The organism is Pseudomonas sp. JV449 (assembly GCF_032424295.1).
GTDB classification, from domain to species: domain Bacteria; phylum Pseudomonadota; class Gammaproteobacteria; order Pseudomonadales; family Pseudomonadaceae; genus Aquipseudomonas; species Aquipseudomonas marginalis.
The window spans coordinates 72381-96273 of record NZ_VYKD01000017.1; the positions used below are offsets into that span (position 1 = coordinate 72381).

The window sequence follows — 23893 nt, forward strand, 5'->3', positions numbered from 1 at the left end:
GGATTTGAGCATGTGTGGAATCTCATCAGAGGGAGGTGCGGTATTCGGAATCGTGATTCCGAAATTTGCCTGCTTATTACTTCCCTGTCCCTGCATGTCAAAAAAGCTATACAGGTGGCTGCCTAGTCTATATCGGCCCGGAACTGAGCTTCGTTAAGCGCCATTGACACAATCAGACTGGGGGCCATTTGAAAAGCCAGCGATGCGGTGTGCGCTGGTGACGTGGCGGATTGCGTTACTCCCACTCGCAGGCATTACTGAACAAGTCTGGGCATTGTAAGGTTTGGATGAGAGCTTGGTTGGCACATGAAAATCCCAACGTTAAGGCTGTAGCGGCCGCTTAAAATATGCGGAAGCTATAGGCTTGAATGCAAACGTCGGAAGGTGACTTGGCTGGCCGCATACGCCCAGGCAGCGGTGGCGTTTGCGGTTTCGGGCGGTGCAGGCTGGCATCACTGGGTTTTGGCGAAAGTGACGCTGGGCCATGAATGAAGTTGCTGCTGGGCGATTACGCCCGGCAGCAAAATCTCAACGGGACGGTGTAGGGCTTCAGATCCCAGCAGTCTGTCCGCCGTCGATAACCATGGCGTGGCCCGTGATGAAACCTGCCTGTTCGGAGCAGAGCCACAGGACGGTATTGGCGATTTCCTCGGGGCGGCCCATGCGACCAATCGGTTCCTGTGCAATCACGCGAGCACGGCCTTGTTCGGTATCACCGGTGAAGCGAGAAATCATGTCGGTATCGATAATTCCTGGGCATAGGGCATTCACTCGAATACCTTGGGAGGCGTGTTCCAGAGCTGCGCACTTGCTGATGGCCGTGACGCCGTATTTCGAAGCGCAGTAAGCCGACTGACCTTGGATCGCCAATACCCCGGCTCCAGAGGAGGTGTTAACGATCGCACCGCCTCCATTCGTCAGCATGATATCGATCTGGTGCTTCATGCAGAGATAAACACTCTTAAGGTTTACCGCGAGCACGCGATCCCAGAGGTCTTCGTCGATATCTTTGAGCTTGTTCACGGGTTGCTCGATGCCAGCGTTATTGAACGCGCAGTCGAGCCCACCAAAAGTCGCCACGGTTTTATCCAAAGCCGCTTTGATACCCTTGCTGCTCGTCACATCGCAGGGGATGGTGAGGACCCGCCCACCAAACGCTTCGATGAGTGCGGCGGTTTCTTGGAGACCTTTTTCCGAAATGTCTACAGCCGTAACGCTGGCACCGGCTTGGGCGAATGCGATGGCCGTGGCGCGGCCGATGCCGCTCCCGGCGCCGGTGACAAATGCAACTTTGCCGGTGTAGGTGCCTGCGGTAGATAGGGTCATGATGCTGTCCTCTTGATTTATTGTTTACTGAAGGGTTCGAGCAGAGATTGGGGTCAGTGCCTCGCCTTCTGTTACAGCGGTGGGGCACCGGTCTCGATCATAGGGTCACTTGGATTTGGCTTTGCTTCGGCTGTTGCCAACGGTGTATAGCGCGGCAGCACCAATGAGCACGATGCCCTCGATCAACCCCTGATAATTCGCCCCCAGATTCAAGATGTTGAAGCCGTTGGTGAGCGAGTAAAGCAGCAGTGCCCCAGCCAGGGTTTTAATAACACTGCCGGCGCCGCCAAACAGCGAAGTGCCGCCCAGAATTGCCGCCGCGATAACAGCCAATTCAGCGCCACTCAGGGCTGCGGGGTTGATGGAGCGCAGGCGGCTCGCAAAAAGGATCCCGGCAAAGCCTGCCGCGGCGCTGCACAACACGAAGGCAACCAACTTGTACCGTACAACATTGATACCGGACAGGCGGGCGGCTTCGGCATTGCCGCCGACGGCGTAAAGGCGACGGCCTACCATGGTGAAACTCAGCGTTACCCAAACGATGGTGGTGAAAATCGCCATGTAGATGACCGGTTTCGGCAGCATGATGTTGCCCCCGGCGCCCCAGCTCATTGCCAGCAGGCATAGACCGCCCAGAGCCATTCCGAGCATGGCTGGTGTCAGGGGTCTCGTCGCTTTTCGTGCCCGCACCGCTTGCAGAGCACTAATGCCCAGCAGTACCGCACCGAGGAGGACTGCAACCAGGCCAGCGTCCAGGCGACCCGACTCGAAGGCTTTCATAGCTTCGATGACTTCGGGTTTTTGCACAGACAGAGATTGGCCGTCAGTGAAAATCAAAACCGCGCCGCGTAGCGCAGTCATGGTGCCGAGGGTAACGATAAAAGCATTGATACCCACGAATTGCACGATAGACCCGTTCAACAAGCCGGCGCAAATGGCGACCGTCATTGAAAAGGCGCAGGCAGGCCAAAAGCCCAACTGATCGGCGAAACCGATAAGAATCGCGGCCGAAAGTGCCGCGACTGACGCAACTGACAAATCGAAATTACCGCTGATCAATATGACCGTCATGGCCACGGCCATAATGGCGATGAGAGAGGACTGATAGACGATATTGGTGATGTTCAGAACGCTGAGATAGTTGGATTTCCCCAGGTAAGTCGTGATGCACGATAGGCCAACCAGCAATAGCAGCAATGCATAATAGACACCCATTTCACGCAGGCTGAAGAGGCGTCGCCAATCAACCTGACGATAAACAGACGCGGGCGGCGGCGGTGTTACATTTTGACTGGCGAGCCGCACCGGTTCGATTTTTGGTTGAGTTGTTGTACTCATTGTTTTTATCTCTATAGCTAGATTGTCCATTGCTCAGTGACCTCTGCTTTCAGGAGTAACGCATTTACCGCCAGCGAGCAGGAGCAGTTCATGTTCCGATGTTTCATGGACGGGACGCTCCGCGACGCAGCATCCATCACGCATGACGATGATGCGATCACTCACGGCGAGCAGCTCTTCAAACTCTGAAGACACGACGATGATGGCTTTACCTTCTGCGGCAAGCCGACGGATCAGGAAGATGATCTCGGTTTTTGCACCGATATCGATGCCGGCGGTTGGCTCATCCAAAAGAAGCACCTTGACGTCGCTGAATAACCACTTCGCGATCGTCACCTTTTGGGCATTGCCGCCACTGAGTTCGCTGACGAGAATGTCAGGCGAACTGGCCTTGATGGAGAGTTGTTGAATGGCATCCCAGCCACGGTTCAGTTCACGTTGCTCGTTGGGAAGGCAATTGAATGCCGACACGGAATTCAAGGCGGGCAGGGAGGTGTTACGCCATATCTCGAAATCCGGTACCAGGCCCTGCTTTATACGATCTTCCGGCACCAGGCCTATGCCGGCTTTTACCGAGGCCCCAGTGCTTCGCCCAATCTCCTGGCCATTGAGGATGACCTTGCCTGATGCAGTCGGGTCGGCGCCGAATGCTGCGTGTAGCAATTCGCTTCGACCTGAGCCCAACAGGCCCGCTATGCCTATGACTTCGCCGGCTGCGAGTTTCAGCGATGTCGGGTGCAGCTTGCCCGAGGACGAGACATTCTGCAGTTCCAGCACGGTTCGGGATGGATTGGAGCAACTGCTGCGTTGAGCCGTCGCACGCGCTTGTTTGGCAATTGGCTTGCCGACAATCGCTTCGGCCAAGAGATTTTCGTCCAGATCACAGGTGTTGGCTCGCATGGCTGCGACCCCATCACGCAGGACCGTGACACAGTCTGTCAGGGCTATGACCTCGTCCAGGAAGTGCGAGACAAAGAGAATGGCTTTATTTTCGACTTTTGACAGGCGGCGGACAGTGTCATAGACAATTTCGCGCTCTTCTGTCGCCAAGGAGGCGGTTGGCTCGTCCATGACAATCAAGTCCGCACCCGTGGCAAAGGCTTGGTAAATCGCTGCCATCTGACGCTGACCTATCGAGAGGTCGCACACTTTGCTATCGGCATCCAGTCTGTAACCGACACGCTGGCAGAGCTCATCAAAGCGCTCGCGCATGGAGTTGGGGTAGCGCCACGTGCCGTTCTTTCCGAGAAAGACGTTTTCAATCACAGAGAGTGTGGGCACGAGCGGTATATGTTGGTGGATGGTGGCTACGCCCATGTCGTTGGCCACCTTCGGACTCGCCCACGTCACTGGCTTGCCGCGCCAGACAATTTCACCGCTCGTGGGAGCATTAGCGCCGGACAGGATCTTAATCAGGGTCGACTTGCCAGCGCCGTTGGCGCCAAGCAATCCGTGAACTTTGCCCCGCGCAATGTCGAGATCGACGCCGCGCAGTGCGACAGTACCGTTTGGGTATTCTTTCGCAACCCCTTGGAGCCGCATGAGAAGCGTTTCTTGATGAGTCATCTCGATAATCCGTTTTTGTTCTTTGTTATCGGCTTATTTAAAGCGGCTTACCACTTGTCGGGGCAGGCGTTGAGCGTGTCTTTGGTGAGCAATGGCAGATCGTAGGTCACGTACTTGCCTTTCGGTGTTTCCGGGTGGGTCACAGACTCATAAAGAGACTTGAACAGAAGTTCACCCAGCAGCTTGGGACGCACACACACCGACGCAGTGATTTCGCCCGCCGCGATCCCGGTAGACCCGACCTTGGAACCGCCTCCTGTTGCCACCAGCGCGATTTCCGAGCCTTGGGCAGCCAAGGCGCGAGCACAACCAATGGCCATATCTTCGGCCTGGCTGAAGATGAGGTCGAGGTCTGGATGGGCAGTCAGCATGTTCTGGCAAACACGCTCGCCCTGCTCAGGCGTCCAATCGGTGGGCTGAGACGCAACAATTTCATATTTTGCACCGGCTTTTTTCAGGCCCGTCTTGAAGCCCTCGGTGAGCTGCTTGACCACGGCGTAGCCAGGTACGCCTTCGATGACTGCGATTTTCGCCACACGGTCTTTAGGCAACAGCGTCGCTGCGTGCTCACCGGCCACTTCGCCAGCGCGGATGTCATCGGTAGTAACCAAGGCAACAAGTTGTTCGTAGGGCTTGTTGATCGCCCGTTCCTGAGGGTCACCTACCATCACAGCAACCGCAGCCACGGGAATATCGTGATCTACGATTTTGTCGACGAAAGATTGCGCCACCACCGAATCCAGGGGCAGAAAACCGATAGCGTCGACGCGCTGCGCGATCATGTCGTCGAGCGCATTGCCCTGCTTCTCGACGCTGCCTCGCGGATCGATGATGACCGCTTTGACGCCGGCAGCTTTGGCTGCGGCTTCGAAGCCTTTAGCGGTCGCTACGTTGTAGGGGTAGGCGAGATTGCCTGGAACATAGCCGAAGGTCAGCTCGGCAGCGTTACTGACGGTGGCGGTCACTGCCAGGACGGCAGGGATTATGTGTTTGAAAAGCGTACGGATGACGTGGTTTTGGCGCAAGTTGAAATTTTTATTCGGCATTTATAGCTCCCTGAAACTTATCGAAACGTTGTTATTTTTGTGTTTTGCGTCAGGTCTTTCTTGGTTTTGCCTTGGTAAAGCAAGCACTTCCAATCACGAAACTCAGAGGGCAAACCGCCGTGATGCGCACGACACATTCATCCGATGTGCAGGCGCTTTACGTGAATACCTGCCCGACCGATTGGAGGATGGGCTTCCCGCTTGGCATATTCGAGTCAATTTTGCGTTGATCAAAATCAACATATCCCTTATTGTGGGATTGCGCAACAGGTTTTGATTCAGTCCTTTCCTGGTTCGGCGCTACCGTTCGGCTGAGCGCCGTTCAACGCCGCATCGCCGCAGCAGCAGAGCGCTCGGTATTTGTCAGAGTCGGTTGGTGTCGGGCGTCCTGCAGCCATTGCCAACGATTAGGGGGGCTAAGCTGTGGGACGGGCCACCCATCATGTTTTACGATCACGCCGGAGCACGAGTGGTGTGTGGCTTCAGGCATCTCGCCAGGCCATCAAGGACGACGGCAATGAGCCGTTCACGATGCCAATAACCTGCGCAGAACTCTCCTGTTTGGACGATTTATAGGCCAGCTTGGGATGTATTAGAATTAATTAATCCCATTTATTGACACAATTTTTATTGTTAGATAGGGTTTGTGACGCTAGGTGACTTTCATTGGGCTTCGCTCGGTGGCCTGCACAGATCGCATTCGCTCTACCGTTTTTCATCTAAAAATAAAAGAAAGGGCAGGCAGAACATGCAAGAGCTAAAGGCGCATCGCTTCGCTGATGATTTCGTCTTCCTTGAGGCGCCTCGGTGGTACGACGGTTGCCTGTGGGTGCCTGACGTCTTTGACTCGATTCTCTACCAAGTCGATGTGAGCGGGCGTCGGCTTGTGCTGAAAGACAATTTGCCACCGCGGCCTAATAGTCTCGGATTCCTGTCTGATGGAACTCCTCTTATCGTGTCATCCGTCGCTCGCCAGATATTGAAGCTGGTGGATGGAGAGTTGCTTGTACACGCCGATCTCTCGAAGTGGGCCACCGGTGATTTGAATGATTTCGCGGTGGCCGACAATGGTTGTCTCTATGTCGGCAATTTTGGCTATGACCTGTTCATGGGCGAAGAGAAGCGGGAGACCTCTCTGCATATCGTAGAGCTGGATGGCACCGTCAGCCACGGTAGCGATGGGGTCGAATTCCCCAATGGCGCGGTAATTCTTAATCATGGGCGAACGCTGGTGGTCGCAGAAACCTGGCGTGGCCGGCTGACGGCATTTGATCGTGCGCTGGATGGATCTCTGTCCAACCGCCGACTATTTGCCGACATCGCAGGACGAGAGCCGGATGGTATGTGCGCCGATGCAGAAGGCGGCGTTTGGGTTTGCTCGTTCAATACAGGGGAAGTTCTGCGGGTGTTGGAAGGAGGGGAAATCACACATCGTCTGCATTTCCCAGGTAGCGCCGTTGCTTGCGAACTGGGAGGCGATGACGGCCATACCCTCTTTATCACCACCTACGATGGCACGATCCCTGATCAGCAAGCGCGCAAGCGGCTTGGAGCACTCAACCAAGTGCAGGTCGACATTCCTCGTGCAGGATCCTGAACAACGAAGCCAGATCGGCTGCTGATGAAAATGGTTTGTCACGGTAAGGACACCCCATGGTTTAGTCCGAGCAGGCATCGCCTGCTCGCTGCTACCCAGGTTTGAAAGAGCGAGGAATAGGGTCAATGCAGATTTATGATTACATCGTCGTCGGTGCTGGATCTTCTGGCTGTCCGGTTGCGCGCGGCTTGTCTGACGATCCACAGAACAACGTCCTGCTCATCGAGGCGGGTCCCGCGGCAGATCGTTTTTGGGTCAACACGCCGGCGGGAATGGGCAAGCTGTATTTCAATAAGCTGTTGAACTGGAACTTTCGCACCGCGCCAATGGACAAGCTTCATGGGCGCGAGATGTACTGGCCTCGGGGCAAGTTGCTCGGTGGATCCAGCTCCATCAACGGCATGGTGTTCATCCGCGGGCATCAGAAAGATTTTGACGGATGGTGTGCCTTGGGCAACCCAGGCTGGGGCTATGAAGATGTTTTGCCCTACTTCAAAAAAATGGAGCATTTCGAGCGGGGCGGCGACCAATACCGGGGAGCAAATGGACCGCTGTGGATCAGCGATCCGGTCGTCAAGGAAAAGAGTAGCTACGACTTTATAGAGGCCGCGAACCGTATCGGTATCCCAGTGACGGAGGACATGAATGGCGCTGTGCACGATGGCGTGGGTTTCATGCAGCACAACATCCAGGATGGACAGCGGATGTCGACGTACCGGGCATTTATCGAGCCGGTCATTGAACGGCCCAATCTGACGGTTCGGACCGGCTGCGAATTGCAGCGTGTGTTATTCGACGGACGCACCGCTGTCGGGGTAGAGATATTGAAGGGCGGCCGGTTGGAACGGATCTATGCGGCGCGCGAGGTGATCTTGTCAGCCGGTTCACTGAAGACTCCACAGATGCTGATGCTCTCGGGCATCGGCCCACGGGCTGAACTGGAAAAGCACGCAATCCCCGTCGTTCTGGATTCCCCGGGCGTAGGGCAAAACCTGCAAGATCACTTCTATATTCACACAGGTTGGCGTTGCACTCCGGACAGCTCGTACAACGCCAACCTCGTAGGACTGCGTAAGTACTGGGAAGGCTTTCGTTACCTGATGACGCGCAAAGGCTATCTTGCCCTCGGCTCTTCCCAAGTAGCGGCGTTCGTTAAAAGTAGTCCGGACGAGGACTATGCTGATCTCCAGATCAGCTTTCGACCTATGACCTTTCAGTACTTTCCCGACGGCACGGTCGATGTTGAAAAACACCCTGGGCTCGGTGTGTCGGTATATCAGTTGCGTCCCAGTACCACGGGATCGGTCAAGCTGCGCTCGACCAACCCGTCGGACCCGGCCGATTACACCCCGAACTTCTTGAGCAGCGATTACGACGTCAACGCGGTGATCAGTGGCGTGCGCTGGATACGCAAAATCATGAGCAGCGAACCCATCAAGTCCCGCGTGGTCGCCGAAGAAATGCCGGGGCCTCACGTTCGTACAGATGAAGATATCTATAACTACCTTGTGCAAACTGGTAACTCCGCCCACCACCAGGGCGGCACCTGCAAGATGGGTAACGACGCCATGGCGGTCGTGGATGAGCGGCTGCGCGTTCGGGGTATCGAGCGACTGCGGGTGGTTGATGCTTCGATCATGCCATTCATCACGTCGGGAAACACCAATGCGCCGTCCATCATGATCGGGGTGAAGGCCGCCGACCTGATTCGTGAAGATGCGCTGGCGCGCCGCGCAAGCAGCACTCTGGCCGAAACTAATTGAGCGAGTCGGTGAACACCGTGTCGCCACGTGCAGAGGAAAACCCTATGTCCACAGAAACTCAAAGTCACGTCGCCGACGCTACACATCCGCGCGTTGGCTTATTCATTGATGGTGAATGGATTTTTGATCGCCCATCATGTTTCGAAGTCCGCAATCCGAGTACCGAGGCCGTGCTTACGACGGTACCCGGCGCCAACGCCGATGACCTGAAACGGGTGTTGGCCGCTGCGGAGCGGGGATTCAAGATCTGGCGAGCGACGCCGCCAGTTGAGCGCAACCTTATTATTGCTCGGGCCATCGCGGGCGTGCGTGAGCGCGCCGAGGAAATCGCGCAGATCATTACCCGTGAGAACGGCAAGTTGATCGCTGATGCTCGGGCCGAAGTTGAACGCTCCGCGAGCTTCTTCGATTGGGATATGGCGCAGGCGTTACGTGCTTACGGAACCATTGTCCCGGGCGAAGCGCAGATGCAAAAGCTGATTCTGCGCCAACCGATCGGGCCGGTAGCTGCGTTCACCCCTTGGAATGTGCCGCTTAGCGCGCCAGGTCGAAAAATTAGCGGCGCGTTATGCTCGGGTTGCTCGATTATCCTGAAGGCTCCGGAAGAAACGCCTGGGGCGGCTGTCGCCATGGTTCAATGTTTCGAGCAGGCAGGCTTGCCCAAGGGGGTCTTGAATCTGGTGTTCGGTAACCCCGCCGAGGTTTCCCGAGCGCTGATTGACTCTCCAGTGACTCGAATGGTCACGCTGACGGGCTCGGTCGGCGTGGGTAAACACCTCAGCGCCTTGGCGGGAGCCGCCATGAAACCGGTGCTGATGGAGCTGGGTGGTCATGCGCCGGTGATTATCTGCGCTGGGGTTGATGCGACCGAAATCGGCAAGATGGCGCTCAAAAGCAAGATCCGTATTAACTCGCAGTGGTGCGCCGCGCCGGGACGCTTCCTGGTTCATGAAAGTCTTTACGATGAATTTGTCGCTGGGTTCGTAGCAGCGGCGCAGGAGGTGCGTGTCGCTGATGGCCTGGACATCAAGGCAGATATGGGGCCCGTCACCAGCGGGCGGCGGCTTGCCGCAATGCAGCATTTCGTTGATGACGCGCTTGAGCGCGGTGGCAAGGCCGCCGTGGGTGGTCATCGCGTCGGTGATCGTGGCTACTTTTTTGCGCCAACGCTGCTGGTCGATACCCCGCTCGACTGCGAAATCATGCGCGAAGAGCCGTTTGGTCCGGTCGCGGTGGCCGTTCCGTTCAAGACCCTTGATGAGGCGATCGAAATCTCCAACAGCCTCTCCGTTGGCTTAGCCGCGTTTGCTTTCACCAATACTCTGGAGGAGGCCGAGCGGCTGAGTCGCGAGTTGGATCTGGGGGTTCTGTCGATCAACCATTTCGGTGCGCCGGATCCAGACACGCCGTTCGGGGGTATGAAGGACAGTGGGATTGGTCGAGAAGGGGGGCCGTGGAGTCTCGAGTCCTACATGGTCAGCAAGACCGTGCTGCAAAAGACGGTCCGCGTCTAAGCAAGGGGCCCTGGAATGTGATCAGCGTCCGGGGTGTGATTTTGGTTGCAGCGACGGGAGACCGTTTCATGTCAGAACAGATATCCAATTCGGAACGCGTTGCCATAAGCGCCGACATCGTCCATCACTTTTCTGCATTGGCGGCCGGGCTGCGTTACGAAGATTTGCCTGAGTCGGCACGCGAAGCCGCGAAGAAAAGCATTCTCGATACTTTTGGGGTAATGCTCGCCGCCAGCGGGATGGAGCCTGCGGTGTTGGGTGTAATCGAGGTCGTGAAGGAGTCGGCAGGTACCCCCCAAGCATTGATCCTGGGCTTTGGGGGGCGCGTCCCAGCGACGATGGCGGCCCTGGCCAATGGGGCGCTGGCGCATTGCCTGGACTATGACGATCAAACACCTTGGGGGCAGCACGCGGCGAGCTCGATTATTCCAGCGGTGTTCGCCTTGGCCGAACGCAAGGGGGGCGTGACCGGCAAGGACATGATTGCCGCAGTGGCTGTCGGTCAGGACATCTTCGCGCGACTTCGCTGCAATGTCGGTTGGAAGAAAGACTGGAACCTGTCCACTGTAATGGGGGTGTTTGCTGCCACCGTAGCTGCGGGGCGCGTCATGGGCTTCAATGCGAAGCAGACCGCCAACGCCCTGGGCATCGCCAGTATGCAGTGTTCGGGCATCATGGAAATGGTCTGTGGTACGGGGAGCGACCTGCGTGGCCTATATGCCGGGTTTTCCGCAAAAGGCGCAGTGCTGGCAACGCTCATGGCGGAAAAAGGCGTACCTGGCATCGATTGTCTTTTTGAAGGCGGGTACGGTTTTTTCAACACCTATTTCGACGGCCGTTACGATCGCGACAAAATCCTTGAGGATATCGGTGTCGACTACAAGGGGGGTGTCACCTTGTACAAACGCTGGCCCTCGGTGGGTACTGCGCACAGTCATATGAAAGCGATTATCGACATTGTTTCGGACAACGATCTCGCGCCCGATGACATCGCCGAAATCCGGTTGTTCGTGGGCGACTATCACGCGCTCATGTGCGAGCCGCTGGACGTACGCAAGGCGCCGGCGACTTTGGCAGATGCGAAGTTCAGCCTCCCTTTTCTCGTCGCGGTTGCAGCGGTGCGTCGTGGCATGAGTGTGTTGGATTTCACCGAGTCGGGCCTGCGCGATACGAAGGTCCTGGCCACCGCCAACAAAATTTCCTTGGTCGCCGATGCGTCACTGGACTGGAAGCTGGAATTGCCGCTGGGGCGTGTCGAGGTGGTAGCAGCGGATGGTCGTCGCTGGGAAAGGTTCGGTACCCATATTCCCGGTAATGCGGACAACCCAATGACGTGGGCCGATCTCTGTTCGAAATTTGCCGAATGCGCTGCGGTGGCTGCGAGTCCGTTGAGCCCGCACAAGATTGAAGAAATCCAGCGGCTCGTGCAGTCGCTGGAAGACGTCGAGGACGTTGCCGAGTTGATGCGCACGCTGCAGTGACAGGGCTGAATACCTGCATGAACGTGTTTTGAAGAACCAAAACAAATGAGGTCCTTACGATGGAAAGAGTGCACTGCGTAGCTGTAACGCTGGCCAAGCCGGAACATCTGGAAGCGGTAAAGGCGGCGCTTGAAGCGTTGATCGAGCCTGTTCAGCAGGAAAAAGGCATGATCCAGTATGAAATGTATTGCGATCGCACCGAGCCGAGACGCTTCGTGTTCATCGAACAATGGGAAACGTACGAGGATTTTGAGGCTCACGTGCACGCACCACATGTGAAAGAGTTTCTACGAAAAACAGAAGGTCTGATCGAAGAAAACTTCTTTCATCCTTTGTCCTTCCACAAATAGACAGGTCAAAAGAGCCGGTCAGGGGAAGCCCGATGACGTTTAATCGTCACTTCGGGCTTTTCTTATGGATCTTGCGATTTATTCAAACTGTGGGATTTGTGTTTCTGCTGATTGTCTGTTTCTTGCTCGATCCTACAATTTGAGACTATGATCAAAATTCAGCGCACTCCGAATTGCGCAATGCAATCATGGTTTCACGGGGGGCTAAGGTATTCCGAGGAACCCTTTAACGTAGGGTAGAAGTAGGTAATGGATATAGAAGCGCTTCAGGGGGAAAATCCGGCCATTGAGGATGAGAGAGAAGAGCATGCTCGCGATGGCGCGAGCAGTCTTACAAAAATGCTCAGCATCCTCGATCTGTTCAGTTCCAATCAGGCTGTGTTATCGACCACTGCCATCATCGAAGCACTCGAAACATCCAGGTCCACAGGGTATCGCTACATTAAGGCGCTGCACTCTGCAGGTCTGCTAAGTACCGTTGGAAATGGCAACTACGTACTGGGTTCGCGCATTATCGAGCTGGATTTACAAATTCGTAATACCGATCCGCTGCTGCAGGCCAGTAAGGGTGTGCTGGAGGAATTAGTCGATACGATTGGTCACTCTGCTCTCTTGTGTACGGCGTTCAGAGACTCGGTGCTGTGTATTCGGGAGCACCGTGCGCCTCTGAGTCCCGAAAATCGCTTTCGACGTGGGCAGCGCAGGCCGCTGTTCCAAGGCGCAGTGTCCAAGGTCATCCTTGCTTATTTTCCTCATCATCGGCTCAAAAGCCTCTATAGCCGTGCGCAACCTGATATACAGCGAGCGGGCCTAGGCGACACGTGGGAAGAATTCCGGAGCACGCTTAGCAAAATCAAAAAAGACGGCTATCTCATCACCAAGGGCGAATTCAATCCCGGCGTCTATGGTGTGGCGGCGCCCATTATCAATGAGAGCAACATCGTATTAGGCAGCATTGGCGTTGCTTGGGATGAAAAGGAGCGGCGTGACGTTGACGTTAAACGTGCGGTGGTTTCTGTCAAGCGTGCGGCGCGTGAGATCTCCAGTCGTCTCGCACACGCAGAAGCCCATATTTAGCGGTTCCTACTGAAGCGCACGCCTGCCGACCAAGCATTGGGCATTCTATCCATGTTCATCCAGGCGCCTGAGTCCGGCCACCTGGGTGAGCCGTTACCTCCCGCAGAATATTGCTCCTACCCCACCGTCTATCGGTTTACTTTCCTCTCCTGATTGTCTTTCCCCGCCTTTGGAGCACTGAGGCTGCAGTGTTCCATCCTGCCGCTATACCTGTTTTTCAACGTTGCCAGGCAAGTTCGCGCGTGTCACATCTTGCGATGTGAAGCGGGACTTCATTGAAACCATTTATGCATTTATTGTTGATTTATCCCACTATGCGAGATATTTTTATTTTGCTGTGGGGCATTTCAGCGCACCATTGCAGGGCGCAAACCAGCAGAAAAGGAGGATGGCAGTTGAAGACTTACGCACATTGGATTGATGGCGCTTACCAAGAGCCGGCGGGGCGCGAGTGGATGGACACCCAGGACCCTTATCTGGGTGAGGCATGGGCAAAAATTCCCTTAGGAGTGGCTGTTGATGCCGACGCGGCGGTATCCGCGGCCAAACGAGCGATGACGTCGGGGCCTTGGGCCAGCATGAGCGCAACCCAGCGTGGAAAAATCATGCGGCGTATCGGCGACCTGACCTTGGAAAATGCTGATCGTCTGGCCGAACTTGAGGTGCGCGACAACGGCAAGTTGCTGGCGGAAATGCGCGGCGCGATCAGCAATGTGGCGGAGATTTGGTATTACTACGCGGGCCTTGCCGACAAAATCCAGGGCTCCGTGATGCCGATCGAGAAAGAAGGCATTGTCGCGATGACTTCCCGGGAACCGGTTGGAGTAGTCCTTGCGTTGACTGCTTGGAATGCTCCCTTAAATTTTCTGGCACTCAAGTGTGCGCCGGCTTTAGCCGCAGGTTGCTCAGTGGTGGTCAAACCCTCGGAGTTTTCCTCGGTCAGTTCTCTGGAATTCGCAGCGCTAACGAAGGAAGCCGGGTTGCCGGATGGCGTCCTCAATGTGGTCACAGGCTTGGGCCTTGGCATTGGTGCTCCGCTCGTCGAGCACCCCGACGTTGCGATGGTCACCTTTACCGGATCTGACGTAACGGGCGCCAAAGTTTACGAAACCGCGGCTCGCCATATGAAGCGGGTGGCGCTGGAGCTGGGCGGCAAATCCCCCAATATCGTCTTTGAGGACGCTGACCTGGAGCTGGCCGTGGCCGGGGCGGTCTCCGGCATCTTCGGCGGTGGAGGTCAGATGTGCACGGCTGGCTCCCGAGTGTTGGTCCAAAACTCTATCTTGGACGCTTTTACCGAGCAGTTAATTGCCGGTGCGCGTTCGGTCAAAGTGGGCAATCCGATGGACCCCGCCACCCAAATGGGGCCCATGTCCACCGCTCCGCAATATCAGAAAGTGCTCGATTACATCGAGATAGCCAAAGCAGAAGGTGCACGCTGCGTATTTGGCGGCCAGCCTGCCAGTGGGCCGGGTATTCGCGGCGGTCAGTTCGTCGAGCCGACGATTTTTACCCACGTATCCAATTCGATGCGCATTGCCCAGGAAGAGGTATTCGGCCCGGTGCTGTCCGTCATCGGTTTTGAAGACGAGGCTGAAGCGGTATCCATCGCCAATGACATTGCCTATGGGCTGACAGCCGGGGTGTGGACCCGTGACATTGGCCGCGTGTTTCGCATGGCCAAGGCGCTCGAGGTCGGAACGGTCTGGGGCAACACATACCGCACCTACAGCTACATGATGCCCTTCGGCGGAATGAAAAAGTCCGGCATAGGAAGGGAGATGGGCATCGAGGCAGTGGATGAATTCCTCGAAACCAAGAGCCTCATGATTTCCATTGCAGATGCACGCCCGCAAAACAACTTCATTCCGCGCTGAGCCGGCTGACAGCAGCGTGAGCGAGACACGACATCAGTGCTCATGATTGCTTGGCCTTACAGAACAAAAAAGGGAAAACAACAAAATGACCCATAAGGTTTCTCATCAATCCAATAGCGCCCGCCTGGACGGACGGCGAATCGTGATCACTGGCGCCGCGTCAGGTATCGGGCGGGCGACGGCAGAGCGCTTTCTAGCGGAAGGGGCCAGCGTCGCGTTGCTTGACAGGAACGGCGAGGCATTGAGCGCGGCGTTCAAGGGCAGGGGCCATTGTTTCGCAGTCGATATCAGCGACGAGGAGGCCGTAGCGCAAGTCGCTGAGCAAGCGGCGCGGGACATGGGCGGTATCGACGGCGTCGTCAACGCCGCCGGGATCATGGGCAAGGGCTCCATCCTTGAAGTACCTGCCAATGAGTTTCGTCAGCAGATCGAGATCAACCTGGTGGGCACCTACATCGTATCGCGCAACTGCCTGCGCTGGATGATTGATGAGCCTTTTTCAACGATCGTTAACATCGCCTCAGCGGCGGGCCTGCTACCCAATGCGCCGGGCCTTACCGCCTACGCGGCATCCAAAGGTGGAGTGATCAACCTGACACGCTGCATGGCTGCGGAGTTGGCCCCACGGGTGCGGGTCAATAGTGTCTGCCCGGGCATGGTGGACACCCCAATGGCAGACGGATACCGGGGCAACGTCAGCAATTACGCACTCAAGCGTCTGGCCGATCCGTCGGAGATCGCTGCGGCCATCCTCTTCTTGACCTCTACGGAGTCTTCCTACATCACCGGTACTGCCTTGGCCGTGGACGGTGGTCGTTCTTTCCATTGAGAGGCAGTGACATCAGGGCACGTTGATGCCTGCAGGCAACGTGTCCGCCAGTTGGATCGATCATCAGTGAGTGAAGTATCCCTGGATGCCGTCTTCGCGATGGAAGGCGGCCGTCTTACGGTCATCACGAGGATAATAAAAATGGCAGGTACAGACTCCTTTGGCCAGACGGCCGACTCATCTCCACGTTACGCTAAACCTATTGAAGAACAACGCTCGAACCGCACGGCGGATGCAACCTTGTCGGCTGAAAAGGCTCGCCGAAAGTCCCTGATTCGAGGTGTGCTGGGGGTCTCGTTCGAGTATTACGATTTCGTGGTCTACGCGACGTTCGCACCCTATTTTTCCAGGTTGTTTTTTCCTCAGGACAGCGCGCTTGCCGCGTCGCTCAATGTGCTCGGCATTTTCGCCATCGGCTTTCTCGCTCGACCGGTTGGAGCGATGCTGGCCGGCAGATTGGCGGACCGTTTCGGACGCAAGCCGATCATGCTGTGTGCATTGATGCTTGCCACTCTCGGTAGTCTGGTCATTGCCTGCGCCCCGACCTATGGTTCCATCGGGGCCGCCGCGGCGTTTGTGCTTGTGGCTGCTCGGCTAATGCAAGGGCTTGCTCATGGGATGGAAAGTATCTCGGCATTCGTCTATGTCGGCGAAATGGCCGACCCCAAATGGCGAACGCTGCAGAGTTGTGCTTATCCCATCGGGCTGATTCTTGGCATCATCCAGGGAACGCTGTTCGGCGTAATCCTCAGTTCGGTTCTCAGTACAGAAGACATGCAAGGATGGGGTTGGCGCATTCCGTTCGCGATTGGTGTTCTTTATGGGCTGTTAACCTTGTTCCTTCGCCATGGAATGAATGAGTCATCGACGTTCGAAGACTCCAAGCGGCAGGCGCAGCTCGAAGATAACGGTTATTGGCGAACTATCTGGCAGTACAGAAAAACGGTACTGATTTTATTTCTGATCTGGCCCGCCAATTATGTCGCTTCGTACACCATGCTCGTGACCTTTGGTGATTACGCGATCACCATGCTTGGCGCCAAACCACAGGACGCCTATTGGGCGGTCCTTGTCGCCCAGGTCATGTACCTGTTCATGTTGCCCGTCTGGGCTTATATTTCTGACCGCCGCGGGCGGCGCTTCAACTACACGGTTGGATTCGGAGCCATTTTCCTGCTCGTTTACCCGCTGCAGCATTTTTTATTGGGTCCAAGTTTTCTGCAGATTCTGCTGCCCATGGCGATCGGCTTGTTCTTTTTCGCGGCGGTAGCCTCCACTGAGGTCGCCTTCATGAGCGAACTGGTTCCCAACCGAGTTCGGGCCCAAGTGATCAGCATTCCCTCGTCTGTTTCTGCCGTCATATTCGGCGGAACCGCGCCCTACCTGAAGTCGTGGTTGACTGCGTATATCTCGCCCAATGCCTTTATTTTCTACTTCATGGCGCTGGCATTTATCGCGGTGTTGGCTGTGCGGTTTCTGGTTAAGGAAACCCGCGGGCGTGATTTGGCACACTGAACGGAAGAGGGCGTTCTCGGGACGGAGGGTGTCATAGGCGCCTACGTCTCTGTGCTTCGTTCATTCACATTCAAAATATGCAGGCCCAGACACTCCACTCCAAAAATAAGTACAGAGGTGTTGTTCCATGCAAAAAGCGACCTTAGTAGCCCTTGCGATAGCGTTGAGTTCCAGACTGTCACTGGCCAATGATTCGGACATCATCCCCACGCTGAATTACCCGACCCAGGGTCAACAGCTCTACGGTATATCCGCAGCGGAAAAGGACTTGCCGACGGTTACCGCGCAGCCCTGGTTCAAAGTCACGGACGAGGGCTGGCAATTGGAAGGACCCGCCTTCGACCGTCAAGGTAATCTGTTGTTTGTGGAAGTGTTAGGCGGGCAGGTACTGAAAATAGACGCCCAAGGCCAGTTTGATGTGGTGGTGGCGAAGAATGTACGTGGTTCCGCAGGCCTCGCCATACACAAGGACGGCCGATTGTTTGTCGCGGGATTGGGTAACTACATAGATACAGGCAATCTTACGGCCTACGATGCAGATGGTAAAAACCCTGAGGTGATCATTGGCGCAGATAAGGGGTTGCTGGTCGATGACCTGGTGTTCGACGCCAATGGCGGCTTCTACTTTACCGACCTTAAAGGTACCTCTACCGAGCCCACTGGCGGCGTATATTACGTGCCGGCCGATCACAAAAGTATCGTGCCCATTCTGCCCAATATGGCGAACGCCAACGGCATAGCCCTGTCCCCTGACGGGAAGAGATTGTGGGTGACAGAGTTCGGTACGGGTTTGCTGCACCGCGTTGAGCTCAAAGATGCTCAAACAATCGCGCCATTCGGAGCGGTGGTGGTTTATCGTTTCCACGGGCCATCACCTGACTCGATGCGGGTCGACGCAGATGGCAACGTTTATGTCGCGCAATACAGCCAAGGACGTGTACTGGTGATCAACCCCAACGGCCTGCCGATCGGGCAGATTCTACTTCCGGGTAGAGAGGCGGGGCACTTCTTGTTTTCGACCAGCATGGCTCTCAAGCCAGGCACCCGGGAGGTGTATCTCGTGGCGAACGACGGTGATCGGGGGCAGGGCTCGGTAATTTTCCGGGCGCGGGGGGTCGCTGAGGCACTTAAGCTGTTTTCCCATCAGTAATGATGGGTTCATCGGCTGGAAGCGGCCGTCTTGGATGTCCGCTCCCAGTCCGCCTAGCGCTGAAGTGAATGGATAAAAAGCAACTCAGCGACGCGTCAGCGGGGGATGAAATTGTTACCCGGACGCGCATCTGCAATCGAGATCATGAGGCTTTTCGTCTCCAGGAACTCGTCGACGGCTTTGATCCCCATTTCGCGACCGATGCCTGAACGCTTCATTCCTCCAAACGGCATCATGTAGCTGTAAGTACGGTACGTGTTACCCCAGACGGTTCCAACCTCCAATGCCTTGGACATCCTGAACAAGCGTCCTGTGTCACGCGTCCAAACGCCGGCAGCCAGTCCGTAAGGAATGTCGTTCGCGATCGAAATGGCTTCGTCTTCGTCTTCGAAGGCAATGACGGACAAGACCGGACCGAACACTTCTTCCTGAGCAATACGCATACCGTTTGAAACACCGACAAATATTGTCGGCTCGATGAATTGGCCGCCCGTGAGGCCGGGTCCGGTTGCGGGCTTGCCGCCCAGAATGCAATGCGCCCCTTCGCCCTGGGCGATCTCGATGTATTTCAGCACTTTTCGGTATTGTGGTGCGGTGGACATGGGGCCCATTTGGGTGGCTGGATCCATGGGGTTACCGAGCGTCACGGATCGAGCGCTTTCGAGCAGCCGCTCAGTGAAGGTTTCAAGAATCGAACGCTGCACCAACAGGCGTGAGCCAGCCGTGCACATTTGACCACCCCCACCGAAGATACCGGAGACCGCCCCGGCAACGGCCAGCTCCAGGTCAGCGTCCTCAAAGACAATATTGGGCGATTTACCGCCCAGCTCCAGGGCGACTCGTTTCATATGGCGAGCGGCGGTTTCGTAAACTTTGGCGCCCGTTGCATCAGATCCGGTGAAGGTCACCATCGCGACGTCCGGGTGCTCGACGAGGGGCGCGCCGATATCCGAACCAAGTCCGGTTACCACATTGAGGACGCCATCCGGCAACCCGGCTTGCCTGGTCAGTTGTGCAAATTCGAGGGAGCTGATCGAGGAGTATTCGGAGGGCTTTACGACTGCAGCACAACCGGCTGCCAACGCGGGGGCACACTTGAGTGCCAGGAAGTTTAACGGGGCGTTCCACGCGGTCAACGCAAGGACTACCCCAACCGGTTCCGGGGTAGTCATCGCGACAATGCCTTCTTTTTCGATTGGCATCACGGAGCCCTGGATTTTGTCAGCGAGGCCCGCGTAGTAGTACCAGATATCCGCGACGCTTTTTATCGCCTCCCGCATTTCGGCGAACAGCTTGCCGTTGTCACGTACTTCGAGCTCCGCGAGCAGATCGATATTTTCCAGTGTGACGTCGCCGATACGTCGCATGATTTTGCCGCGCTCGGTTGCGCTCATGCGTGCCCATGGGCCCACCGTCATGGCGCGTTTGGCACATGCCACCGCAGCATCTGCGTCGGCAGCAGACCCCAGGGGAATTTTTGCCCACGGCTCGCCGCGATAAGGATCGACACTGTCCATCCATTGCATGCTGGTCGGATTTCGATAACTGCCGTCAATCCAGTGCGCATAAGTTTTCACGGAAATCTCCTAACTGAGTGAAGTTTCAGACTGTACGGTCGGGACATGATTGGTGCGCGTTCGGTTGACAAACAGCACGATTGCCACGGCGCTCAAATTGATACCCGCCAGGATCAGCAGGCCCACGGTGAAATCACCGGTGCGGTCGCGGAAGAAACCCATGATGGCGGGACCCGTGAAGCCTCCCAAGTTGGCTATTGCATTAATGGCGGCGATCGCGCCGGCAGCGAATTTCGAGGGGATCTGACTGAAGCACAACGACCAGAATGGCGAGATAGAAGCCCAACAGCCTATCGCTGCACAGGAAAACGCCGCCATCCGGGCGAGCGGATGACTCAACAGTGCCGCCGCTATCAAGCCCAACGTTGCGAGTACGATCGGGGCGGCGGTATGAAAACGACGTTCCAGCCTGGCATCGGATCGTTTTCCCCACCAGATCATGGCGACTGCAGCCAGAGCATAAGGCACGGCAGAAATTAATCCGGTCTGCAGATCGCCAAGGTCAAACTCCTTGATGATTCTGGGAAGGAAAAAGCTTACGCCATAGGCGCCTACGACGATCGCGAAGTTGGCCAGCCCCAGCAGCAGAACCCGTGCGCTGGTCAATGCACGAAACAGGCTGTCGTGCGGCAAAGGAGGGCAGGCGTCGGCATCCTCGGCCAGACGTGCAGCCAGCGCTTGTTTCTCTTGAGGAGATAGCCAGGTTGCGTCGTGGGGGCGATCGGTCAAATACCGAAGGACGACAAACGAAAGAACAATTGCCGGCAGCGCCTCGAGAAAAAACATCCAGCGCCAGCCAGGAATGCCGAGGGTTCCGTCGAGCTCCAGAAGCAAACCGGAGACCGGCCCCCCGAGTGATAGCGAAATTGGGGCAGCGCACAGAAATGTTCCCATAACCCGAGCGCGATAACGGGCGGGGAACCAGAGTGTCACGAAGTAAGTGATTCCTGGGAAAAATCCTGCTTCTGCTGCTCCTAATAACAGGCGCAGAGCATAGAACTCCGTATCCGTCGTAACGAACGCCATGGCCCCGGACATCAGGCCCCAGGTAAATAATATTCTCGCGATCCAACGTCGTGCACCATAGCGGGCCAGCATCAGATTGGAGGGGATCTCGAATAAAAAATAAGTCAGGAAAAACAGCCCGGCACCCAGCCCAAACGCGGCAGCGGTGAGGCCGATGTCCTTGCTCATGTGAAGTGCGGCGAATCCAACGTTTGCGCGATCTAGATAAGCGACGAAATAGCAGACAATCATTAACGGCATCAGTCGTCGAAATGCCTTTTTTGCCGCGGTGTCATCGGCAGTTGTCATGGTGTTCTTCCTTATTATTATTCAGCGTTGTTCTGCGCAGCGCCTGGATTGCTCAAGCCTTCTAAGGCTCTCTTTGGGGCCGCGATTTGCAAGCGTATTGTTCGCCGGGCTGACGGCACTCTCCCTGCGTTTCTGATAGATAAACGCCACCGGGAGGTGCCGGTTTTAGTCCTGCGTTACACCGGCGCAATGCAGGCAGTCTGGCCTCCGTCGACGCTGACCACCGCTCCTGTCATGAAGCTTGCGTCATCGGTCAGCAGGAACGCGGCGACTGCAGCGATCTCTTCTGGCTCGCCTTCACGACCGATTGCATGAGCTGCACGAATGCGCTTGGTCTTCTCGGGGTCTTCGAACATATAGGCGGTGAACGGAGTACGAATCATCCCGGGCGCAATGGCATTCACGCGGATTCCGAAGGCTCCGAGTTCCGCGCCCATGGTGCGGGTGATGCCGGAAACACCAAACTTCGACGCAACATATGGCAAGCGATTCGGAACGCCCAGGATGCCGGCACCCGAGGAAATGTTGACGATCGCGCGCGAGCTCTTGTCGTCCCGGACGGCGCGTGCAAAGGCTTGGCACATCAAGAACGTGCCATCCAGATTCACCGCCATCACTCTCTTCCAGTTTTCCAGATCGCAGTCAAGAACGTTGCCGACACCTTTGATCCCGGCACAGTTGATCAGCCCATGCAGGTTGCCCAACTTGTTTTGAGCTTCAGCGACAAATGTTTTCGCCTGCTCGGGATCAGATACATCGAGTGCTGCTGCGTAAACCCGCGCGGGTTCATCGAACCGAGCCGCTATATCGTTGATTCGAGCCTGATCGATGTCCGCGATTGCAACGCTTGCACCTTCGTCGTACAAGCGTTGCACGCAAGCCGCGCCAATCCCGCTGGCTGCGCCCGTTATCAGAACTGCTCTGCCTTCGAACCGTTTCATGAATGCACCTCTTATTTTTGGATGACTTCGGTAAGTTTCAATGTCGTGGAAAACAAGCAGCCGAACATACCCGGCTGTCTGGGAGGAATGTTTGCGATCAAGTCAAGGCGTGCAGCAATTTTGCGCAGTCGTCCAGAGACTCCAGATTTCGCGCCATCTGCACGGCAGCTTCGATGGCATCCGGTGCCAAAGGATGTGCAGCGACCGACGCGCAATCGCGGAATTTTGAAATCAGTCGATCCCAGGACAACGGCGTTTCCGGGCTGCCCGGGACGTTGTCGCCCTTGCGCTGAAGCCGCCGGCCATCACGCATGAGGATTTCCAGGCGGCCATCGGGAATCGTTACTTTCCAGTCCAGATCGCTGTCTTCAATCGGAACGACTTTTTGTGCCAGCGCAAGCACCTCAGGATCGACCAGCGCTGCGGAACTGAAATCGCTGATGCGAATTTCACCGCGTGCCAGGGCCAAGGCAACGCAGTAAGGAAGACTGAATTTCGCATCCACGAGAGTTTTCGGGGCGCGGCGCACGTCTAGGGGAGTGCACATGCGCATATGGAAGTCGCCCACGTAGGCGTAGACCTGCTCGATCTCGCTGGCCTTGAGAGAATGTTCCCGCATCATTTCAATCGCTGCGTGAATATAGGTATGCACGTTGCCGACCGCAGGCCAGGCTTTGTAGATCATCGATGCGCCAAGATAAGTCTTGCCCAGACCTTCAACCATTTTGGCGCGGTCGTATTCACCGCCAAAGTAGACGTTGAAAATACCGGCCTTGCCTTCGAACAGATCGTTGATTCCGGTAATCCCTCGCTGCGCCATCAACGCTGCAAGCACGGCGCCTTGGGCGGTGAAACCGGCATACATTCCTCGCAGGTCGCTGCCGATACCGAAGATGACTTCCATTGTTCCGGCTGACTGCATGCTCGCAATGCCTAGGGCATGAGCAAGCTGTTGCGCGTTCAGCCCCAGAATGTGACCCGCAGCCGCGGCGGCGCAATACACCCCGAGGACTGAGGAGAGATTCCAGTCCTGCTTCCAACGCACATTGCATCGCAGACGAACGAAAAGGTCCTCGCCCAGGGCTACGGCGGTGATCAGATCCTTGCCGCTGACACCGCCCTTGTGCTGTGCGATAGCGAGAACGGCAGGTACCACCGAACTGTCAGGGTGCGCACCCCATGGGGTCTGGTTGTCATAATCCAAGCAATGAGCCATTACCCCGTTGGCGAAGGCGGCCATGGGGGCGGGAACTTTGCTGTTGAATCCCAGGACGGAGCAGTCTGGACGTCCGCCGCCGCTCAGCACGATATCGGCTACGCCTTGGACTGCAGGCTCCATTCCGCTGCCGGCAAGGATGACGCCCAAGGTGTCCAGAATGGATTTTTTCGCCGCCTCAATAGCATCGCCAGGGAGATTCTCATAGCGGGTATGAGCGACATGACGCGCAATTTCATGGCTTAAATCGATCGTTGACATAGTGGCGCTTTCACTCGGGGAAATTGTTATTGGGACCTTCCTTGAGCACCTGTCCAGCCCGTCCGTGGGCTTAGTGAGCGCCTTCAATCTGCCGGTGATACTTACAATCAACAAGCGATGAATTCCGGACTATCATTAAGCAAAACTGGATAATC

18 protein-coding genes are annotated in these 23893 nt (G+C 56.2%); 10 read left to right on the top strand and 8 right to left on the bottom strand.

Annotation, left to right across the window (positions count from 1 at the left end):
• Positions 1-549: 549 nt before the first annotated feature.
• The 4 genes from F6S08_RS16835 to F6S08_RS16850 all read right to left on the bottom strand — a co-directional run bounded on the left by F6S08_RS16835 (position 550) and on the right by F6S08_RS16850 (position 5276).
• Entirely contained in the window at positions 550-1326 is a 777-nt protein-coding gene (locus tag F6S08_RS16835) for a glucose 1-dehydrogenase (RefSeq protein WP_315871962.1), read from the bottom strand.
• A 105-nt stretch (positions 1327-1431) separates the two neighbouring features.
• On the bottom strand, positions 1432-2694 hold the full coding sequence (locus tag F6S08_RS16840; protein ID WP_315871963.1) for an ABC transporter permease: 1263 nt from the start codon (positions 2692-2694) through the stop codon (positions 1432-1434).
• 3 nt (positions 2695-2697) lie between these two features.
• The gene (locus F6S08_RS16845; RefSeq protein ID WP_315871964.1) at positions 2698-4230 is read right to left on the bottom strand and encodes a sugar ABC transporter ATP-binding protein; all 1533 of its coding nucleotides are present in this window, start codon (positions 4228-4230) and stop codon (positions 2698-2700) included.
• 47 nt (positions 4231-4277) lie between these two features.
• Positions 4278-5276: a sugar ABC transporter substrate-binding protein gene (locus F6S08_RS16850; RefSeq protein WP_315871965.1), complete on the bottom strand. Its 999-nt coding sequence runs from the start codon at positions 5274-5276 to the stop codon at positions 4278-4280.
• Positions 5277-6024: 748 nt separating this feature from the next.
• On the opposite strand from F6S08_RS16850, the gene F6S08_RS16855 reads away from it, so the two are divergent.
• From F6S08_RS16855 to F6S08_RS16900, 10 genes are all read left to right on the top strand, one after another.
• Positions 6025-6873 (top strand): SMP-30/gluconolactonase/LRE family protein, encoded by an 849-nt coding sequence (locus tag F6S08_RS16855; RefSeq protein WP_315871966.1) that lies wholly within the window; start codon positions 6025-6027, stop codon positions 6871-6873.
• 125 nt (positions 6874-6998) lie between these two features.
• Entirely contained in the window at positions 6999-8636 is a 1638-nt protein-coding gene (locus F6S08_RS16860; RefSeq protein ID WP_315871967.1) for a GMC family oxidoreductase, read from the top strand.
• Between the two features lie 44 nt (positions 8637-8680).
• Complete coding sequence (locus F6S08_RS16865; protein WP_315871968.1) at positions 8681-10150, top strand: NAD-dependent succinate-semialdehyde dehydrogenase; 1470 nt, start codon at positions 8681-8683, stop codon at positions 10148-10150.
• Positions 10151-10218: 68 nt separating this feature from the next.
• Complete coding sequence (locus tag F6S08_RS16870; RefSeq protein ID WP_315871969.1) at positions 10219-11631, top strand: MmgE/PrpD family protein; 1413 nt, start codon at positions 10219-10221, stop codon at positions 11629-11631.
• 59 nt (positions 11632-11690) lie between these two features.
• Positions 11691-11981, top strand: a complete 291-nt coding sequence (locus F6S08_RS16875; protein ID WP_315871970.1) for a putative quinol monooxygenase — start codon at positions 11691-11693, stop codon at positions 11979-11981.
• A gap of 249 nt (positions 11982-12230) precedes the next feature.
• A complete protein-coding gene (locus F6S08_RS16880; RefSeq protein WP_315871971.1) occupies positions 12231-13058 on the top strand; it encodes an IclR family transcriptional regulator in 828 nt (275 codons plus the stop codon).
• Between the two features lie 287 nt (positions 13059-13345).
• Positions 13346-14935 (top strand): aldehyde dehydrogenase, encoded by a 1590-nt coding sequence (locus tag F6S08_RS16885; RefSeq protein WP_315871972.1) that lies wholly within the window; start codon positions 13346-13348, stop codon positions 14933-14935.
• An 85-nt stretch (positions 14936-15020) separates the two neighbouring features.
• Positions 15021-15764, top strand: a complete 744-nt coding sequence (locus F6S08_RS16890; protein ID WP_315871973.1) for an SDR family oxidoreductase — start codon at positions 15021-15023, stop codon at positions 15762-15764.
• Positions 15765-15830: 66 nt separating this feature from the next.
• Complete coding sequence (locus tag F6S08_RS16895; RefSeq protein WP_315871974.1) at positions 15831-17279, top strand: MFS transporter; 1449 nt, start codon at positions 15831-15833, stop codon at positions 17277-17279.
• Between the two features lie 127 nt (positions 17280-17406).
• Positions 17407-18429, top strand: coding sequence for an SMP-30/gluconolactonase/LRE family protein (locus F6S08_RS16900; RefSeq protein WP_315871975.1), 1023 nt, complete (start codon positions 17407-17409; stop codon positions 18427-18429).
• 95 nt (positions 18430-18524) lie between these two features.
• Here F6S08_RS16900 and F6S08_RS16905 read toward each other — a convergent pair whose 3' ends face one another.
• From F6S08_RS16905 to F6S08_RS16920, 4 genes are all read right to left on the bottom strand, one after another.
• Positions 18525-20006 (bottom strand): aldehyde dehydrogenase, encoded by a 1482-nt coding sequence (locus tag F6S08_RS16905; RefSeq protein ID WP_315871976.1) that lies wholly within the window; start codon positions 20004-20006, stop codon positions 18525-18527.
• Between the two features lie 9 nt (positions 20007-20015).
• Complete coding sequence (locus F6S08_RS16910) at positions 20016-21320, bottom strand: MFS transporter (RefSeq protein ID WP_315871977.1); 1305 nt, start codon at positions 21318-21320, stop codon at positions 20016-20018.
• Between the two features lie 176 nt (positions 21321-21496).
• Complete coding sequence (locus F6S08_RS16915; protein ID WP_315871978.1) at positions 21497-22261, bottom strand: SDR family oxidoreductase; 765 nt, start codon at positions 22259-22261, stop codon at positions 21497-21499.
• Positions 22262-22358: 97 nt separating this feature from the next.
• The gene (locus F6S08_RS16920) at positions 22359-23738 is read right to left on the bottom strand and encodes an MmgE/PrpD family protein (RefSeq protein WP_315871979.1); all 1380 of its coding nucleotides are present in this window, start codon (positions 23736-23738) and stop codon (positions 22359-22361) included.
• Positions 23739-23893: the final 155 nt, after the last annotated feature.

Bases quoted from the DNA above. Each gene is read 5' to 3' on its own strand.
- F6S08_RS16835 (WP_315871962.1), bottom strand. From the start codon at position 1,326: ATGACCCTATCTACCGCAGGCACCTACACCGGCAAAGTTGCATTTGTC.
- F6S08_RS16840 (WP_315871963.1), bottom strand. From the start codon at position 2,694: ATGGACAATCTAGCTATAGAGATAAAAACAATGAGTACAACAACTCAA.
- F6S08_RS16845 (WP_315871964.1), bottom strand. From the start codon at position 4,230: ATGACTCATCAAGAAACGCTTCTCATGCGGCTCCAAGGGGTTGCGAAA.
- F6S08_RS16850 (WP_315871965.1), bottom strand. From the start codon at position 5,276: ATGCCGAATAAAAATTTCAACTTGCGCCAAAACCACGTCATCCGTACG.
- F6S08_RS16855 (WP_315871966.1), top strand. From the start codon at position 6,025: ATGCAAGAGCTAAAGGCGCATCGCTTCGCTGATGATTTCGTCTTCCTT.
- F6S08_RS16860 (WP_315871967.1), top strand. From the start codon at position 6,999: ATGCAGATTTATGATTACATCGTCGTCGGTGCTGGATCTTCTGGCTGT.
- F6S08_RS16865 (WP_315871968.1), top strand. From the start codon at position 8,681: ATGTCCACAGAAACTCAAAGTCACGTCGCCGACGCTACACATCCGCGC.
- F6S08_RS16870 (WP_315871969.1), top strand. From the start codon at position 10,219: ATGTCAGAACAGATATCCAATTCGGAACGCGTTGCCATAAGCGCCGAC.
- F6S08_RS16875 (WP_315871970.1), top strand. From the start codon at position 11,691: ATGGAAAGAGTGCACTGCGTAGCTGTAACGCTGGCCAAGCCGGAACAT.
- F6S08_RS16880 (WP_315871971.1), top strand. From the start codon at position 12,231: ATGGATATAGAAGCGCTTCAGGGGGAAAATCCGGCCATTGAGGATGAG.
- F6S08_RS16885 (WP_315871972.1), top strand. From the start codon at position 13,346: ATGCATTTATTGTTGATTTATCCCACTATGCGAGATATTTTTATTTTG.
- F6S08_RS16890 (WP_315871973.1), top strand. From the start codon at position 15,021: ATGACCCATAAGGTTTCTCATCAATCCAATAGCGCCCGCCTGGACGGA.
- F6S08_RS16900 (WP_315871975.1), top strand. From the start codon at position 17,407: ATGCAAAAAGCGACCTTAGTAGCCCTTGCGATAGCGTTGAGTTCCAGA.
- F6S08_RS16910 (WP_315871977.1), bottom strand. From the start codon at position 21,320: ATGACAACTGCCGATGACACCGCGGCAAAAAAGGCATTTCGACGACTG.
- F6S08_RS16915 (WP_315871978.1), bottom strand. From the start codon at position 22,261: ATGAAACGGTTCGAAGGCAGAGCAGTTCTGATAACGGGCGCAGCCAGC.
- F6S08_RS16920 (WP_315871979.1), bottom strand. From the start codon at position 23,738: ATGTCAACGATCGATTTAAGCCATGAAATTGCGCGTCATGTCGCTCAT.